Source organism: Mesorhizobium sp. GbtcB19, assembly GCF_019091085.1.
GTDB lineage: Bacteria > Pseudomonadota > Alphaproteobacteria > Rhizobiales > Rhizobiaceae > Mesorhizobium.
The window spans coordinates 46,411-58,456 of the sequence record NZ_JAGXJY010000017.1; the positions used below are offsets into that span (position 1 = coordinate 46,411).

At 61.7% G+C, this 12,046-nt stretch carries 20 protein-coding genes; 14 read left to right on the forward strand and 6 right to left on the reverse strand.

All coding sequences use genetic code 11. The features are described from left to right. Positions 1 to 491 precede the first annotated feature (491 nt). The 4 genes from KVT37_RS24480 (at position 492) to KVT37_RS24495 (ending at position 2,477) form a co-directional block, all read left to right on the forward strand. Complete coding sequence (locus KVT37_RS24480) at positions 492 to 854, forward strand: hypothetical protein (RefSeq protein WP_217577584.1); 363 nt, start codon at positions 492 to 494, stop codon at positions 852 to 854. Further along, positions 847 to 1,248 carry a hypothetical protein gene (locus KVT37_RS24485; protein ID WP_217577585.1) on the forward strand — a complete coding sequence of 134 codons (402 nt, stop codon included), beginning with the start codon at positions 847 to 849 and terminating at the stop codon, positions 1,246 to 1,248. Before KVT37_RS24480 ends, KVT37_RS24485 begins: the two co-directional genes overlap by 8 nt. 79 nt (positions 1,249 to 1,327) lie before the next feature. Next, positions 1,328 to 1,882, forward strand: coding sequence for a terminase family protein (locus KVT37_RS24490; protein WP_254634228.1), 555 nt, complete (start codon positions 1,328 to 1,330; stop codon positions 1,880 to 1,882). A 247-nt stretch (positions 1,883 to 2,129) separates the two neighbouring features. Beyond that, positions 2,130 to 2,477, forward strand: coding sequence for a hypothetical protein (locus KVT37_RS24495; protein WP_217577587.1), 348 nt, complete (start codon positions 2,130 to 2,132; stop codon positions 2,475 to 2,477). 65 nt (positions 2,478 to 2,542) lie between these two features. On the opposite strand, the gene KVT37_RS24500 is transcribed toward KVT37_RS24495, so the two are convergent. Beyond that, positions 2,543 to 2,815, reverse strand: coding sequence for a hypothetical protein (locus KVT37_RS24500; RefSeq protein WP_217577588.1), 273 nt, complete (start codon positions 2,813 to 2,815; stop codon positions 2,543 to 2,545). Positions 2,816 to 2,907: 92 nt separating this feature from the next. Here KVT37_RS24500 and KVT37_RS24505 point away from each other — a divergent pair, with 92 nt between their 5' ends. The 9 genes from KVT37_RS24505 to msrA all read left to right on the forward strand — a co-directional run bounded on the left by KVT37_RS24505 (position 2,908) and on the right by msrA (position 8,691). Further along, complete coding sequence (locus KVT37_RS24505) at positions 2,908 to 3,261, forward strand: terminase family protein (RefSeq protein ID WP_254634229.1); 354 nt, start codon at positions 2,908 to 2,910, stop codon at positions 3,259 to 3,261. Then, entirely contained in the window at positions 3,219 to 5,579 is a 2,361-nt protein-coding gene (locus KVT37_RS24510) for a hypothetical protein (RefSeq protein ID WP_217577589.1), read from the forward strand. Before KVT37_RS24505 ends, KVT37_RS24510 begins: the two co-directional genes overlap by 43 nt. A gap of 283 nt (positions 5,580 to 5,862) precedes the next feature. Next, positions 5,863 to 6,615: a glycoside hydrolase family 108 protein gene (locus KVT37_RS24515; RefSeq protein ID WP_217577590.1), complete on the forward strand. Its 753-nt coding sequence runs from the start codon at positions 5,863 to 5,865 to the stop codon at positions 6,613 to 6,615. Then, complete coding sequence (locus KVT37_RS24520) at positions 6,612 to 6,815, forward strand: hypothetical protein (RefSeq protein ID WP_217577591.1); 204 nt, start codon at positions 6,612 to 6,614, stop codon at positions 6,813 to 6,815. The genes KVT37_RS24515 and KVT37_RS24520 overlap by 4 nt, the downstream gene beginning before the upstream one ends. Before the next feature lie 108 nt (positions 6,816 to 6,923). Continuing rightward, positions 6,924 to 7,163 (forward strand): ABC transporter permease, encoded by a 240-nt coding sequence (locus tag KVT37_RS24525; protein ID WP_217577592.1) that lies wholly within the window; start codon positions 6,924 to 6,926, stop codon positions 7,161 to 7,163. After that, positions 7,148 to 7,342 (forward strand): hypothetical protein, encoded by a 195-nt coding sequence (locus tag KVT37_RS24530; RefSeq protein WP_217577593.1) that lies wholly within the window; start codon positions 7,148 to 7,150, stop codon positions 7,340 to 7,342. Before KVT37_RS24525 ends, KVT37_RS24530 begins: the two co-directional genes overlap by 16 nt. Continuing rightward, on the forward strand, positions 7,342 to 7,665 hold the full coding sequence (locus KVT37_RS24535; protein WP_217577594.1) for a hypothetical protein: 324 nt from the start codon (positions 7,342 to 7,344) through the stop codon (positions 7,663 to 7,665). Before KVT37_RS24530 ends, KVT37_RS24535 begins: the two co-directional genes overlap by 1 nt. 132 nt (positions 7,666 to 7,797) lie before the next feature. Then, the gene (locus KVT37_RS24540) at positions 7,798 to 8,007 is read left to right on the forward strand and encodes a hypothetical protein (RefSeq protein ID WP_217577595.1); all 210 of its coding nucleotides are present in this window, start codon (positions 7,798 to 7,800) and stop codon (positions 8,005 to 8,007) included. 162 nt (positions 8,008 to 8,169) lie between these two features. Beyond that, complete coding sequence (gene msrA, locus KVT37_RS24545) at positions 8,170 to 8,691, forward strand: peptide-methionine (S)-S-oxide reductase MsrA (protein WP_217577596.1); 522 nt, start codon at positions 8,170 to 8,172, stop codon at positions 8,689 to 8,691. 211 nt (positions 8,692 to 8,902) lie between these two features. Here msrA and KVT37_RS24550 read toward each other — a convergent pair whose 3' ends face one another. Then, the gene (locus tag KVT37_RS24550) at positions 8,903 to 9,079 is read right to left on the reverse strand and encodes a hypothetical protein (protein WP_167498612.1); all 177 of its coding nucleotides are present in this window, start codon (positions 9,077 to 9,079) and stop codon (positions 8,903 to 8,905) included. 187 nt (positions 9,080 to 9,266) lie between these two features. On the opposite strand from KVT37_RS24550, the gene KVT37_RS24555 reads away from it, so the two are divergent. Then, entirely contained in the window at positions 9,267 to 9,536 is a 270-nt protein-coding gene (locus KVT37_RS24555) for a hypothetical protein (RefSeq protein WP_217577597.1), read from the forward strand. A 17-nt stretch (positions 9,537 to 9,553) separates the two neighbouring features. Here KVT37_RS24555 and KVT37_RS24560 read toward each other — a convergent pair whose 3' ends face one another. The 4 genes from KVT37_RS24560 to KVT37_RS24575 all read right to left on the reverse strand — a co-directional run bounded on the left by KVT37_RS24560 (position 9,554) and on the right by KVT37_RS24575 (position 11,836). Then, positions 9,554 to 10,063 carry a PAS domain-containing protein gene (locus KVT37_RS24560; protein WP_217577598.1) on the reverse strand — a complete coding sequence of 170 codons (510 nt, stop codon included), beginning with the start codon at positions 10,061 to 10,063 and terminating at the stop codon, positions 9,554 to 9,556. A 590-nt stretch (positions 10,064 to 10,653) separates the two neighbouring features. Beyond that, on the reverse strand, positions 10,654 to 11,097 hold the full coding sequence (locus tag KVT37_RS24565) for a GFA family protein (protein WP_217577599.1): 444 nt from the start codon (positions 11,095 to 11,097) through the stop codon (positions 10,654 to 10,656). Between the two features lie 238 nt (positions 11,098 to 11,335). Then, the gene (locus KVT37_RS24570) at positions 11,336 to 11,626 is read right to left on the reverse strand and encodes a hypothetical protein (RefSeq protein WP_217577600.1); all 291 of its coding nucleotides are present in this window, start codon (positions 11,624 to 11,626) and stop codon (positions 11,336 to 11,338) included. A 42-nt stretch (positions 11,627 to 11,668) separates the two neighbouring features. Beyond that, the gene (locus KVT37_RS24575) at positions 11,669 to 11,836 is read right to left on the reverse strand and encodes a Thivi_2564 family membrane protein (protein WP_306797013.1); all 168 of its coding nucleotides are present in this window, start codon (positions 11,834 to 11,836) and stop codon (positions 11,669 to 11,671) included. Between the last annotated feature and the right edge of the window lie 210 nt (positions 11,837 to 12,046).

Below are 12,046 nucleotides of genomic sequence, written 5' to 3' on the forward strand. Positions count from 1 at the left end.
GGGTCTGTCGCGTCGCGACTGAGGGTGGAACCCGTCGGACCACGGTTGGTTCCGACAAAATTTCGCGCGGCTTCTGGCTGGCGGTTCAATCTATGGCTGTGACGCGCGGGATTTTTCGCCAGCATGCCCTGGAAAGGCGTGTTCCATGCCGATAGGAAAATATGCCTGCAACCTGTTGCCCAGTGAGGGCAGCTATGCTACTATTTTGTCCATGGTGCTGATTTGCGCCAACGACCCGCCGCAAGGCGGGTTTTTCGTCGGTGAACACAATTCCTGAAAGGCTGGCGGGACAGCGCCCCCTCTGTCCTGCCGGACATCTCCCCCACGAGGGGGGAGATCAGATATCGCCTCGGCTTTCGCCAATCGCCAATGTTGCAAGGAAGAGCAAGGCGTTGGAACTGCCAATCTCCCCCCTCGAGGGGGGAGATGCCCGGCAGGGCAGAGAGGGGCGCGAAGGAACGCAACGTTTCCAACATTTTGCCCGAGGCTCCATGCCACGCTACGCCACCATCATCACCGCCGATGACGGCGCCGAGATCGTCAGCGCCATCGGCGAATTCGAGGGTGCGGAACCGCCGCGCCGCCATGGCCGCGTCGAGCAGGTTGCGCCGGGCGTGCGCATCGGGATGATGCGCGGCGGACCCGTCGATGCGGTCGCCGGGTTTGGCTTCCCGCGCCAGGGCCTCGACCGGTCGGCGGTCCGTGCCGCGACGGTGAGGTTAAAGGCGATGCCCGCGCCAGCGGTCGATGGCGAGCCTGCGAAGCCAGTCCGCGCCAAGCCACGAAAAAAGCCGCCGCGCAAGGTTCGCAAGGCGAAGGCGGCAAAGCCAGCCGATGCAATTACCCATGGCTGAGGCAAGCAGGCCCACGCGCCGCAAGCCCGCCGGCGCGAAGCGAGCAGGGCCAAGCTCCGAAACGGCTGCCAGGTCCGCCCGCCCGAAGCGTGCGCGAAAAACGCTGGTCGACGACTTCGCGGCAGCGCTTCGCGCCGATTTCCGCGCTCATGGCGCCGGCGTCATCGCCGCGGTCAGGGCCGAAAAGCCTGACCAGTATCTCAAGGTCGTGCTGACGCTGCTGCCCAAGGATTTTTCAGAAAATCTCGATGCCAATCAAAACAGTCCCGAGCAGTTGAGCGATGAGGAGATCCGCAGCCGCATTCGCGACCTCGAAGCCAGCCTCCGGCCTTTCCTCCATGATGCGAACCTATCTGGCTCTGCTAGAGGAGATGGAACGGAGACGCCGTCATAACCTCCTGGCGACCTATAGGCCGTACGAACGGCAGGCTGCCTTTCACGCGGCGGGAGCGCTCCACCGCGAGCGCCTGTTCATGGCCGGCAACCAGCTCGGCAAGACCAGGGCAGGGGGCGCGGAATGGGCCATGCACCTTACCGGCCGCTATCCCGACTGGTGGGCGGGCAAGGTCTTCGACACCCCTGTCAGACTCTGGGCCGCCGGTGTCACCGGCGAAGGCACGCGCGACAATCCGCAGCGCGTGCTGGTCGGGCCGCCGCAGCAGCAAAGCGCGTGGGGCACCGGCATGATCCCCGCCGACGCGATTGCCGGCACGGTGATGGGCCGCGGCGCGCCGGGAGCGCTGGACAGCGTCATCGTGCGCTGGGGCGGCGGCGGCGGCGTCCAGGCCGGCGAGAGCGTGCTCTCCTTCAAGAGCTACGAAAAAGGCCGCGAGAAATGGCAGGGCGAGACGCTGCACGGCGTCTGGTTCGACGAGGAACCGCCGCTCGACATCTATTCCGAGGGGCTGACCCGCACCAACGCCACCGACGGCATAACCATCGTCACCTTCACGCCGCTGCTCGGGATGTCAGATGTGGTGCTCAGGTTTTTGAGCGCGGAGGCAATGGAGAGGATTGGCAAGGGGTGAAATCCTGACTCCCCCTTCTCCCCTTGTGGGAGAAGGGGGCCGAGCGAAGCTCGGTCGGATGAGGGGTGCTCCAGCGGAGTGAGACGCCGGCGTTTCCTGGAACACCCCTCAACCGTCTCGGCGCTGCGCGTCGATCCACCTTCTCCCACAAGGGGAGAAGGGGAAACCGCGCTGAAACCATGATTTGCGATGCCGCTTTGGCCGCAACTGAAGGTCGAGTAGCGTCCGGCCGAGATCCGGAGCCGACATGCGACGTCTACCGAACTTGCTTCTTCTTGGCGCGCGGCTCTCTGCCTGCAGCGGCGATTGGCGCGCCGATGCGATCGCCTCGGCCGAAGCCAAGATGCGCGGCCTGATCAACGATCCGGCGGCGACCTTCTCGCATGTCGATCTCACCGGCGACAGCGCCACCGGCCAGACCTGCGGCGTCATCATTGCCAAGATGGGTATCTACACCAAGGAAGCGCGCTTCATCGTCTATATCGACAACACCGCCGGACCCTTCGTCGAGCCCGGCCTCGGGCAGACGATGTCGCAGGCCGATTTCGACTGGGCGTGGCAGAACGACTGCGTCAAAGAAGGCTACAAGGGCTGAGTCCTTTTCCTCGCCCCGCGCGAAGCCGGGAGAGGTGGCCGCGCAACGGCCGGAGGGGGGCCGTATCAGGGGTAATGCAGGCCCGCAAGCTGTCTGGCGCGGGCTTTTGGATCGGTCGCCTTACGGGTGAGCGGTTGGCACCAAATCCTTTCGTCGTCTCTAATCTGACTGGCCCAGACATTGCACACCTTGTTCGGTGTGTCCGGGGCGCAAACTTTATGTTGGCGCCCATTGTACTCATACATCTTGCAGGTCTGCTTGCTCGTGTCATAGGGCACGTTCGACTGGCAGGCTGAGGCGCTCGCGGCAATGGCCACGACGATTGCAATGCGGATCATGTATCTCCCCCGATTCCTCAGCAACTTCGCATTGATAGGCAGTATTATCAATGGCAATAGTTAATCACGGCAGATAATTGCGGCACGCTACTATGTCCCGACACGTCACCTTCATGACCATAGACGATGCCGGGCACTATTCGCCCGAGCAGCGTGCTGCGATCGTCGCCGCCTATCCCGAGCATGAGCGCGAAGCCCGCGCGAAGGGCACTCCGGTGCTGGGCTCCGGCCGCATCTTCCCGGTGCCGGAAGAGACGATCGCCTGCGAGCCGTTCAAGCTGCCGCGCTGGTGGCCCAGGCTAGGCGCGCTTGACTTCGGCTGGGACCATCCTTCGGCAGCCGTCGAACTCGCCTGGGATACCGAGGCCGATGTCGTCTACGTGAGCAACGCGAACCCTGCCGCGTGGCGACCTCTTACGACAAGGTCCTTTACGGCTTGCAAGTGATCGACACCGTGCAACTCGAGGTTGGCGACCGCGTCCTGGTAAGGGCCCAGGCCGATGCGCGCCAGAATGGCATCTACACCGCAAGCGAGGGTCAGTGGTTCCGCGCAGCCGACGCGCGCACCTCGCGCACCATGCAGAAGGGGACGACGGTCCATATCCAGGCCGGCACGATCAATGCCGGCAGGGTCTTCGCGTTCCAGACCGACAATCCGATGATCGGCACGGACGACATCGTGCTGTCCTTTTACCTGTCGGACGATACGCTGGGCGATGCCCAGGCGGCTGCGACGGCCGCCGCCGGCAGCTCATCAGCAGCGGCGACGTCGGCGACTGCCGCGTCGGCCAGCGCGAGCAATGCGGCGGCGAGCGCTTCGGCCGCCGGCGCGTCAGCGACAAACGCTGCAAGCTCAGCCTCGGCCGCCTCGGCCAGCGCGACCAATGCCGGCAACTCGGCAACGGCGGCGGCCGGCAGCGCGACGACCGCTTCCACGGCAGCCACAAACGCCGGCAATTCGGCAACGGCCGCGGCTGGCTCGGCCGCAGCGGCCGCGGCATCGGCTTCGACGTTGAGCTACGCCAGCCAGGCAGAGGCAGAAGCCGGCGTCATCTCCAACAAAATCATGTCGCCGCTGCAGACGAAGCAGGCCATCCAGAACGGTGCGTTCTTCCAGCGCCCGGAAACCGGTGCGGTCGCGCTCTCCATGCCGGCGGTGCTCAAGGAGCGCATCCGGCCGACGCATTTCGGCGCGAGCCCGGCCGCATCGGGTGCGATCAACCGCGCCGCAATCAACAACGCTGTCAACGCAGCGGGCGCCAACGGCGCGTTGGTCGAACTGCCTGCCGGCGTGTTCGATGTGGACGGGACAGTGATTTCGCTGGCTGCCAATGTGACGTTTGCTGGTGAGGGCACCAACACCGTACTTCGCACCACGTCTGCCACAGCCAACGTGTTCGATGTAGCGGCTTCGTTCGTGACGATCCGCGATCTGGCGTTCAAAGCCTCGGTACCACGCACCGCTGGCAACTACGTCAATTTCCAGAGTAGTGCCAGCCGCTCTTCCCTGAAGAACTTCTATATGGAGGCGCCGTTTCAGGGAGTGCGCGTCGCCAACGGTCCAGCATCGGTCACTATCAGAGAGGGCTATATCATCAACACCGTCGCGGGCACCGGCATCGCCATCCGCATTGAGGGCGGCTTCGACCTGACGGTTTCGGACATCCTGCATGACGCGCCGAATGGGTCGCAACCGTTCGCGGGTATATACGTCTCCGCATGCGGAGATCTCTCACTGTCTCAGCTTCAGATCATCCACGGCGGAACGGACCTTTGTTTGAGCCCTGGTCTGGCAACCATCAACTCGTTGTGGGCGAACGACTGCTTCTTCGACACTTCCCAACGCGCGATGCTGATGGATGTCGTCGGTGGAACCATATCGCGGTGTATCTTCGACCAGTGCTGGTTCTCCTCGTCAGCCAACGAGGGCATTCGCATGCAAACCTCCGCGGGCGGCACAATCAACGGTATCGACTTCATCAACCCGCATATCTTCTTGAATGGCTCGTTCGGCTTCAATGCTGTCGACAGCGGCGTTTCCAACATCTCTTTCATCAATCCTGCCGTTTGCCAGAATGGAAATCACGGCCTGCAATTTGGCAATGGCGTGCAAAAATTTCGCGTTGTTGGAGGCAAGGTTGGCGACGGTCACGGCCTCGGTGGCAATGGCGGCTTCGGCATCGGACTTGGTGGCTCGAATGACAAGTACATCATCCGGGGCGTCGATCTGCAGGGCAATGGCGGCGGTGCGATAACAGGTCATACCCCTGCATCATCCAAGAAGGTTGATGGCAATCTGCCGTCGACCGCCAACGACAATGGGCAGATAGTTGGCACTGCGACCAATGACGCAGCAGCGACAGGCAACGTAGGTGAATACATAGAAAGTGTTGTCACCACGGGTTCGGCTGTTTCTTTGAACAATGGCACGTCGGCCAACATGACCTCGCTCTCACTTACCGCCGGGGATTGGGACGTCGACATAGTATTCGAGTTCAAGGGCGGCTCGACGACCACACTAAACGCCCTGGCCGGATCATTGTCGCTGACCAGTGGTATTCTGGACGCTACGGTTGGTAGGCAGGTCGGTCTGGTTTTCAACAATTTCACCGCCTTTAACAATCTACTGAACATCGGAATTGGTGTGCCGCCACTGCGCATTTCGCTGACTTCAACAACGACAATCTACGCCGTTGCTTTAGCAACTTTCGGCGTCAGCACTTGCAGCGTATTCGGCATACTGAGGGCTAGGCGCGTCAGGTAAGTGACGCTCCCAAACGACAACCTCGACACAAAGAGATAACGTCGACCACCGTCACGTTACGACCAAAGACGCGCAAGATATCTGGCCGTCGCCATACCCATATTCCAGCACCACTTCGCCGAACGTGAGTTGCTTGACGATGCACGACTGATCGGCTTCTTCATATAGTTGCTGACGGTTCGCAACGATGAAGTACCAAGCGCATCGTCCGGAAATTAATCCCAAAATCCGCCGCGGCGCATGCGCCGAGCCTCTCCTCCATCACCCCCAAAGGAGCCTCCCCATGGACCGCAATTTCGCGCGTGCGCTTTCGCTCGTCCTGAAATCCGAGGGTGGCTGGTCGGACAACCCTGCCGATCCGGGCGGCGCCACCATGAAAGGTGTTACGCTCGCCAATTTCCGCCGCTACGTCAAAGCCGACGCCAGCAAGGCTGATCTTCGCACCATCAGCGATGCGCAAGTCGCCACGGTTTACCGGCGTTTCTACTGGGATGCAGCGGCCGGCGCCGAACTGCCCGACGGCGTCGACTATGCCGTCTTCGATTTCGCCGTGAACAGCGGGCCGGGTAGGGCGGCCAAGTATCTTCAGGCCGTCGTCGGCGTTGTCCAGGACGGCCGCATCGGCCCGGCGACGCTTGCGGCGGCGAGGGCGAAACCCGCCGGCGCCGTCATCGACGCGCTCTGCGATGCGCGGCTCGCCTTCCTCCAAAGGCTACCGACCTGGCCGAGTTTCGGCCGGGGCTGGAGCGCGCGCGTCGCCGCGGTACGCAGGCAGGCGCTGCTGATCTCGGCCGCGCCGCCGGCGACGACGGCATCGGGGTCGCCGGTGCCTGCGTCCGCCGATGGCTTGGCGCCGGCCGAAACGCCGGCAGGCGCCGCACCGCCTGCCATCGCCCAGGCGCCCGCCGCGTCGCCCGCGTCCACATCGCCCGCCAGGGCAACCGGCATCCTCGCTCTGATCGCGCTGGTGCTCGGCTCGCTCGCCGCCTGGGCCACGCATCTTCCCTGCAATCTCATCGGAGTGTTCTGCCAATGATTGCCGTCATCACCCGCATCGCCCTGCGCTATGGCGCCGGCGTGCTCGTCGCCCGTGGCCTTCTGGGCGCTGACGACGCCTCGGCGTTCTCCGCCGATCCCGATATCCAGATGGCGCTGGAGACCGGCCTCGGTCTCGCCATCGCCACCGCGACAGAGTGGTGGCACGTGCTCGCGCGCCGGTTCGGCTGGGAGCATTGACATGGAAAATCTCAAATCTGTCCTCACCCAGCTTTTCGAGCAGACCAGGCCGTATCTGATCGTCGGCGGATTGTGTCTCGTCCTCGGCCTTGTCGTCGGGGCGCTGCTATGAGCGCCATTCTCACGTGGCTTCTCACCAACCCGACCGTGCTGGCGATCGGCGCCGGCCTCGTCGGCGCGCTCGGCTGGGACTTTCACCAGCGCCTCGCCGGCGCACGGGCAGAGCGGAACAAGCAGGCCGAGGCAGAAGCCGCCGCCCGCGATGTCGCCGACCAGGTCGATAACGACATCGGCGCATTGCCGGCGCAAGCGGTCAGGAAGGAGCTGAAATCATGGGCAAGGGATTGATCGTCGCGGTGGTCGTCGCCGCGCTTTCCGGCTGCACGACGGCCAAGGGCGGCTTTTGCGCGGTTGCCTCTCCCATGCGCCTTTCCGCCAAGGCCGTCGAGACGCTGTCCGACCGCGAGGCGAGGGCGCTGCTCGCGCACAACCGCAAGGGCGAAAAACTCTGCGGCTGGAGGGCGTGATGCACGACATCTTCGATCTTCTGGGCGTCAAGGGCCAGGTCGTGGCGGCCGGGCTCGCCGGCGGCGTGCTGAGGGCGCTGTCGCGTCATCGCTACAAGCTGCGCGAGATGGTTGCCTCGCCCATCTGCGGCGCCTTGGCCGCCGCCTATCTGACATTGCCTGTCGTCGCCTGGGTTCAGGCAAGCGGCCTGCCGATGCCGGATGCCGCCGACGACACCACCACGCTTGCCGCCGCCTTTCTCATCGGTGTCTCGGCGATGTGGATTTCGGACATCGTCTTCGAGCTGGTGATCCGAAGATTCAAATCGACTTCGGGAGAATGATCGCGGCGAGGGCCGAAGTCGGTCCTCGAAGCATTGATTCATCGCGACGTTTTTTGAAACTCCCGTGAACCATTTCATGTTCTCCAGCGACATATCGCTGCAAATGGACATTCATTACACGGAGGAATCCAGATGACAAAAGTGCTTCGCAATACTCTTCTTGGCTTTGTTGTCGCCGCTGCATTCGCCGGCTCGGCACTGGCCGACCAGCAGAGTGTCAAGGAAGGATGCGGCAACACGTCGACGAACAAGCTTTGGAGCGGTCGCTGCTGCGGCCTTGGCGACGGCTCTTGCCTGGGCGGCGAAAGCCATGGCCACGACCGGGGTGGTCGGCAGCGCTGATCACCGCACGTCTCGAACACCCGCCGCTTTCTTGCCGGCGGGTGTTCGGTGAGCCGCTATTTTTGCAGCCTGATCTGCGGAACCCAGGCAGCCGGCTACCTGGGCCGCTGGAAGAAGCCTGTCGCAACGCCTATCTATGGAGCAATCCAAAGGAGGTGTGACATGGCTTTATCCACCGAACGCGCAGTCCTTGCCGGCGGCTGCTTCTGGGGCATGCAGGATCTGATCCGACGCTTGCCCGGCGTGGTGTCAACGCGAGTCGGCTACAGCGGCGGCGATGTCGCCAACGCAACCTACCGCAACCACGGCACCCACGCCGAGACGATCGAGATCATCTTCGACCCGGCCAGGACCAATTTCCGCACGCTGCTCGAATTCTTCTTCCAGATACACGATCCGACGACGAGGAATCGCCAGGGCAACGATATCGGCATGAGCTACCGCTCGGCGATCTACTACACCAGCGATGAGCAGAAACGGATCGCCGAGGATACGATCGCCGACGTCGACGCGTCTGGCCTGTGGCCCGGCAAGGTCGTCACCGAACTCGCCCCGGTCGGCCCGTTCTGGGAGGCGGAACCCGAGCACCAGGATTATCTCGAGCGCTACCCCAACGGCTATACCTGCCATTTCGCGCGGCCGGGTTGGAAGCTTCCGGTTCGCCAGAAGGCCGCCGCATCATAGACCTGCGGCGGGGCTATCGGATAGCTCCCTCACTTGAGAATCCAGCCCGCCATGCCGGACGGCATGGCGGGCTTTTTTGTGTTCCTGGGATATTTCCGCGGCCAAAGCGGCATCGTTTCACGGAAACAAGGAACCCGCTCCATCTATCTGTTTCAGCGCGAATTCCGGGAAAGCCGCACCGCGCTTTTCCCGGAATTGTCCTGGGCGTATCTCAGCCCTTGGCGCGGCGGCCTTCGTGCTCGTGGCTGCCGATCCAGTGCGCGCGGATGCGGTCGCTGGCTTCGAGATACGCCATGTCGATAAGATAAGTCAGGAGCTTCTCGCCATCGGCTTCCGCCTTCTGGCGAAGCTCCCGCAAGATCCCCTGCGCAAACTGCAGGTTTTCCATTTTGCTAGGCTGGTCCATGGGTGCCCCCCAAATGTCTGCGCGGTAAGTTTGGCTCACTATGCTTGTATGAAGATTGTAGTCCCGCTCGCGGTGAAGCTGTACTCGGTTGCACCGCCGCCCGATCAACGAACCTGTTGGACATTGCGCTGAAATGTCGATATTTTACGCGCCCAATCGGACAGCGACCATGCACGAAGATGAGGGCAGCACTCCTGACAAGTTTCAAGCCATGCTTGACGTGATTGCCAGGAGCGAGCCCTCGAGCGTGAGTGGGCAGGCCGATTTCGGCCGATTGAGAGCCGATGCCGCCAAAGCCGCCGGCGTGTTGATCGAATTTTATGGCGATGCGGCCCTGGAGCGGGCCAAGCTTATCGAGCGCCGATCGCCCCAGTCGCATTTCGCGCGCATGGTCACGGCTGAAGTCGGCAGGCGCGGCAAGCTGCAGCCTGGAAGCTAATCCGGAAACGATCGGCCTCAGGACGATCTTCGCCTCCTAAGTCTTCCGTCAAGCCGCTGCTCGACCTCTTCCTCGATATTGTCCAGAAGATAAGACAACATGTCGTGTCCAATCGATCGTGCGATGTCCTTGGCCTGTCCGACATGGTTGCGGATCTCGCGCAGCGCCTGCTCCTCGCACGCGGCATCCTTCGTCAGATCCACGAACCAGCCCGGATAGAGCGATGCCTCGCCCACATCGTCGACGTAACATTGGCCGACCGCCAGGATCTTGCGCAGCCCCATCTTTTCCGAGCGGACCCTGTAGATCTCCCTGAAACCGGACCTGCGCTCTATCGCCTTGCGGATAGCCAACCGAACCCTTGGGCGGTCGTCCCGGTCGATGCTTTGCATCCATCGTTCCAGCGACGCGCCATGCGAGAATTCGTCCAGCGTCAGGCCAAAATAATCTGAAAGATTGGCGTCGCCATAGACACGGTCACGCTTGATGTCCCAGGTCCAGAACCCGTCGATCGGTGGATACCGCATATGCATGTTTCGGCCGTGTTCAGGCGCCGACGTCATGAAAACCGCCCCGTCCGGTTTCAAGATTCGGCAACACTATGTAGCAAAAATTGAAAGAAACAAAGGTGGCCTTTTGTACAAGGACTGAAGTCATAAGCCTTATTGGCTGAGGCAAAAATCGGCCGCCATATTTGATATAACCAGAAAGAAGACGATTAAAAAAATTTCTTGAGCCGAAAGAATTTTCACTTTGGCATTTGCAACTGCAGTTTGGTATTTCACGCGCTAAGTATGGATAGATACCCAAAAAAACAATCCCGGAAGTTGTATTAATAAAGAAATATGGTTGAAGAATTCTTATATTCGTAGCGCTGATTAAATTTTGCGCGTGCCGTGATCTGAAACCGTGCCGGTCCACGGCCCTTTGTTTTGCCGTGCCGGAAATGCTAGCCGCGACAGTTTGGCCGGCAAACCGACTGGCGGTTGAAAAACGCAAAACCCCAAGAAAAGTCCGGGCAGATCAAGGGTCAGCTCCCTATTTCCCGGTCGCGCCGTAAGGCTTCCTCCGACTGAAGGTCGCCGTCGTTCAGACTTAAGTCGGTCAGCCGCTCGACCTAGGCGGACCTTTGCTGCGGCTCCCGGCTGATGTCAGCGCCGGCAGTCGAATCACCGACGATCCGATCGTGCTCAAACTGCTGTGCTTCGGGCAGTGCCTGCAACCAGGACTCGCGGCGTCCGGTCCAGAGCTCGTAGGTCGGCACCAGCCCTTCGGTTGGCGCGATGTCGAGGCTGCCGATCGTGACCTCTGCCTCATCCTCGCCGATGAACGGCACCCGGCTTCCGCAAGTGGGACAAAAACTTCGAGTGCCATAGCTGCTGATGATGCCGGTGGTTTCAAAGGCGTTTAGCGGCCACACCGCATAGGCATGAAAGGCCGATCCGCTTGTCTTGCGGCAGTCCTTGCAATGGCAAAGGCCGACCCGCAAAGGTTCGCCGGCCGCCTGGAACCGTACGCCGCCGCACAGGCAACTGCCGCTGCGCGTGATTTCGTTGGACATGGCCTTCCTCCTGGAGCCTGACCCGGCACGGCACGCCGTCCGTTACAATTCGCCTGGGGTCGGAACGGTTCCGCGCCCCGGCACATGTCGTCCAAAAGTGCCTGCGTTTTTAGGAGTACGACATGCATAAAGATCCAGCTGTATGTCGCCCAAAATGCCTCGCGTTTTGGGAAGACGACATAGAAATAGAGACCCAAAACACATCGGCACAAGCGTTTTTGGGCATGCGTGGTGGCGTTCAGTCAGGAAAATCGAGGACCGGCTCCTGGCATCGATAGAGGCGGCATTCGCCCTCGCGTGTGGGTACCGGAATCGACACCGGCACCTCGGGCCAGTCGCATTCGTTGCCGAACTGGCGCACGAAGCGGTCATAGGTGTTGGGTCCGGTGGTCAGTACCGCGGCGTGCCGGCTTCGAATGAGCGCCTGCACCTGCGCGCAACTCATGGCGCGCGTGTCAGGTCGGGCGGCGTGGGCACTGCTCGCCGCACACGCAACACCGGCAATAAGTGCGATCGACAGGCTTCTCATAAGACACCAGGCTTTGGAGTTTCCGTCGAATATGGATCGCGGCTAGAACACCGCAAGATATTTCAGCAACGAGATGATCCCGACGATGATGACGATGATCTGCGCGATCTGCCGCGCGCGGGCATCGAGCGGCAGGCGCTGCACGAGATAGAGCACCAGGATCACCACCAGGAACGTGATCAGGATACCGATAAGTGCGCCCATCTGCATGTCTCCGTTTGTCCCCGGGATCGCCCTCAGCGGGCTGCCTCAAACGTCGCGGGCATGAAAATGGTTCCACGGCGACGAAGCGGAACACGAGGCAAGGCCGATCGTTGTTCAGCATCTTCGAATATTGAGGTAGAACGTGAAGGGGATATTCAGTACCGATCATCGTGGCCCACAAGGCAATGACTGCAGCATGCTGGGCCGATTTGGCTA

Excerpts from the sequence above, each read along its gene's own strand:
- KVT37_RS24480 (WP_217577584.1), top strand. The coding sequence starts at position 492 with ATGCCACGCTACGCCACCATCATCACCGCCGATGACGGCGCCGAGATC.
- KVT37_RS24485 (WP_217577585.1), top strand. The coding sequence starts at position 847 with ATGGCTGAGGCAAGCAGGCCCACGCGCCGCAAGCCCGCCGGCGCGAAG.
- KVT37_RS24490 (WP_254634228.1), top strand. The coding sequence starts at position 1,328 with ATGGCCGGCAACCAGCTCGGCAAGACCAGGGCAGGGGGCGCGGAATGG.
- KVT37_RS24495 (WP_217577587.1), top strand. The coding sequence starts at position 2,130 with ATGCGACGTCTACCGAACTTGCTTCTTCTTGGCGCGCGGCTCTCTGCC.
- KVT37_RS24500 (WP_217577588.1), bottom strand. The coding sequence starts at position 2,815 with ATGATCCGCATTGCAATCGTCGTGGCCATTGCCGCGAGCGCCTCAGCC.
- KVT37_RS24505 (WP_254634229.1), top strand. The coding sequence starts at position 2,908 with ATGTCCCGACACGTCACCTTCATGACCATAGACGATGCCGGGCACTAT.
- KVT37_RS24515 (WP_217577590.1), top strand. The coding sequence starts at position 5,863 with ATGGACCGCAATTTCGCGCGTGCGCTTTCGCTCGTCCTGAAATCCGAG.
- KVT37_RS24520 (WP_217577591.1), top strand. The coding sequence starts at position 6,612 with ATGATTGCCGTCATCACCCGCATCGCCCTGCGCTATGGCGCCGGCGTG.
- KVT37_RS24525 (WP_217577592.1), top strand. The coding sequence starts at position 6,924 with ATGAGCGCCATTCTCACGTGGCTTCTCACCAACCCGACCGTGCTGGCG.
- KVT37_RS24530 (WP_217577593.1), top strand. The coding sequence starts at position 7,148 with ATGGGCAAGGGATTGATCGTCGCGGTGGTCGTCGCCGCGCTTTCCGGC.
- KVT37_RS24535 (WP_217577594.1), top strand. The coding sequence starts at position 7,342 with ATGCACGACATCTTCGATCTTCTGGGCGTCAAGGGCCAGGTCGTGGCG.
- KVT37_RS24540 (WP_217577595.1), top strand. The coding sequence starts at position 7,798 with ATGACAAAAGTGCTTCGCAATACTCTTCTTGGCTTTGTTGTCGCCGCT.
- msrA (WP_217577596.1), top strand. The coding sequence starts at position 8,170 with ATGGCTTTATCCACCGAACGCGCAGTCCTTGCCGGCGGCTGCTTCTGG.
- KVT37_RS24550 (WP_167498612.1), bottom strand. The coding sequence starts at position 9,079 with ATGGAAAACCTGCAGTTTGCGCAGGGGATCTTGCGGGAGCTTCGCCAG.
- KVT37_RS24555 (WP_217577597.1), top strand. The coding sequence starts at position 9,267 with ATGCACGAAGATGAGGGCAGCACTCCTGACAAGTTTCAAGCCATGCTT.
- KVT37_RS24560 (WP_217577598.1), bottom strand. The coding sequence starts at position 10,063 with ATGCGGTATCCACCGATCGACGGGTTCTGGACCTGGGACATCAAGCGT.
- KVT37_RS24565 (WP_217577599.1), bottom strand. The coding sequence starts at position 11,097 with ATGTCCAACGAAATCACGCGCAGCGGCAGTTGCCTGTGCGGCGGCGTA.
- KVT37_RS24570 (WP_217577600.1), bottom strand. The coding sequence starts at position 11,626 with ATGAGAAGCCTGTCGATCGCACTTATTGCCGGTGTTGCGTGTGCGGCG.
- KVT37_RS24575 (WP_306797013.1), bottom strand. The coding sequence starts at position 11,836 with ATGCAGATGGGCGCACTTATCGGTATCCTGATCACGTTCCTGGTGGTG.